Origin of the sequence: Poseidonocella sp. HB161398, assembly GCF_005870025.1 — a bacterium.
GTDB lineage: Bacteria > Pseudomonadota > Alphaproteobacteria > Rhodobacterales > Rhodobacteraceae > Mangrovicoccus.
This window is the reverse complement of sequence record NZ_VATA01000205.1, coordinates 1-1,746: the sequence shown is the minus strand read 5'-3', so window position 1 is coordinate 1,746 and position 1,746 is coordinate 1. Positions and strand designations below refer to the sequence as shown.

At 60.8% G+C, this 1,746-nt stretch carries 2 protein-coding genes and 3 pseudogenes; 3 read left to right on the top strand and 2 right to left on the bottom strand.

Annotation, left to right across the window (positions count from 1 at the left end):
- Positions 1 to 43 precede the first annotated feature (43 nt).
- A pseudogene (locus FGX59_RS36755) lies at positions 44 to 456 on the bottom strand (type II toxin-antitoxin system death-on-curing family toxin).
- Entirely contained in the window at positions 453 to 668 is a 216-nt protein-coding gene (locus FGX59_RS36750; RefSeq protein ID WP_138473464.1) for a transcriptional regulator/antitoxin MazE, read from the bottom strand. The pseudogene FGX59_RS36755 and the gene FGX59_RS36750 overlap by 4 nt, the downstream one beginning before the upstream one ends.
- A gap of 173 nt (positions 669 to 841) precedes the next feature.
- Here FGX59_RS36750 and FGX59_RS36745 point away from each other — a divergent pair.
- The 3 genes and pseudogenes from FGX59_RS36745 to FGX59_RS36735 all read left to right on the top strand — a co-directional run.
- Positions 842 to 973, top strand: a pseudogene (locus FGX59_RS36745) (transposase); the annotation flags it as partial.
- Between the two features lie 178 nt (positions 974 to 1,151).
- On the top strand, positions 1,152 to 1,331 hold the full coding sequence (locus tag FGX59_RS36740) for a hypothetical protein (RefSeq protein ID WP_138473463.1): 180 nt from the start codon (positions 1,152 to 1,154) through the stop codon (positions 1,329 to 1,331).
- Positions 1,332 to 1,426: 95 nt separating this feature from the next.
- A pseudogene (locus FGX59_RS36735) lies at positions 1,427 to 1,594 on the top strand (IS6 family transposase); the annotation flags it as partial.
- Positions 1,595 to 1,746: the final 152 nt, after the last annotated feature.

Sequence of the window (1,746 nt, the reverse complement as noted above, 5' to 3'; positions counted from 1 at the left end):
AAATGGCACCTTTCCGACCGATCAACCCTTTGATTTTCCAAGATCAGCCCGCGCGGGCGGGCCAGATTCCGGCTTCCAACTGTCGAAGTCCGGGTAGCCATTTTGCGAAAGCCTCCTCGCTCACGTCGCCGGACGCCAGGTCCTCCATCATCCGGACGCCTTCGGCCGGTTCCGGCCGGAAGCCCTGGCCGTTCAGCCGCAAGAAGGTCACCGCGGTGACGAAGGCCGTGCGCTTGTTGCCGTCGACAAAGGCGTGGGCCTTGGCGATCCCGAAGGCATAGGCCGCTGCGAGGGCGAAGACATCGGCGTGCCGTATGCTGCAAGGTTGGCGGGACGGGCGCAGCCGGACTCGAGCAGCGCCATGTCCCGCATTCCGTCGGCGCCGCCGTGCCGGGCGATCTGGCGGTCGTGGAAGACGAGGACGGCGCGGAGCGGGACCCAAGCGGGTCCGCTCACGCAAGCGCCTGGAGCAGGTCGCGGTTCTCGTCCATCACGATCTCGGCTGCGGCAAGCGCCTCGGCGAGCGCGGGATCATGCGCCATGATCCGGAGGCTGCCGTCATCGCCGCGAACGACGAAGAGCGGGTCGCCTTCCTTGGCATCGAGGATGGCCAGCATCTCGGTGGACAGGGTCATGACGGCCGAATTGCCGACCTTCGTCTCGAACATCAGGCGTTCCTCGTGTCCCCATCCGTATATACGAGGGCCGGGGCGATGCCAAGGAATAGCAAGACATATGATAATCGCAATTATGAAATGAAATGGCATCCTCTAGGTAATCCCGCCGATCTTAAGGAGATGCGAAGTAGGATTTTCTCGGCAGGATGAGCGAGGACACTCCAATGAAGAAGGCACGTTTCGCCGAGGCCCAGATCATGGGCATGCTGCGCCAGATGGAGGGCGGTGTGCCTGCTGCCGAGCTGTGCCGCGAACACGGAATGAGCAGCGCGACACCGCACAAATGGCGCGCCGGGTAAGGCGGCATGGATGCCAGCTTGATCAGCGACGCATGAAGCTCCTAAACCGAGCCGATCAGTACGAGGATCGAGCAAAGGCGCTTAACAGCCTAGCAAAACTTTGCCACCATGATTGAAGAGCCGAGACTCGGACTTGCCGTACGATCACCTTTATAGTGGCGACAAGGAGGCCGTGATGACCCTGTTCGAGACCCTTCTCTCCGCTTGTGCGGTCTGCCTTTCCAGTGGTGCGATCGCCTATACCCTTCATGTAGTTCGCAAAACCGCCGTGTTCGAGCGCCCCGACGACGCGCAGGTTCGTCACATGATTGAGACTGCGCCACGGGCCAAGTTTGACAACGCGCGGGCACTCTGAATGATTCCTCTCTGCTAGCCCGCGCCGCGTAGCGGTAGTCTTCAATGATGCTGAACCTCGAAGACTTGTCCCGTATCGCAGGCTTCCGCTTCCCGCGCGGCGTCACGGTCTCCCATGAAACGATCCGCGACCCGGTCGGCCGCTTCGGCCATCAGTTCGCCGCCAATATCCGGCGGAACCGCCCCGTTCCTGCTGATAAATGGCATCTCGACGAGGTCGTCATCGGGATGAACGGCAGGGCTCATTGGCTGTGGCGTGCGGTGTGTGGATCAGCATCAAACCGTTACCCTGCCCATTCGGCTTGCAACCAGCTGTTTATACCGAGACTTTTCTGCTCGAGCCGGGTCCCGATCGGCGCTGATCAGGACCCGGCTCGAGAATGAAGTTATTACATAAACACCGATAGTTATCCATT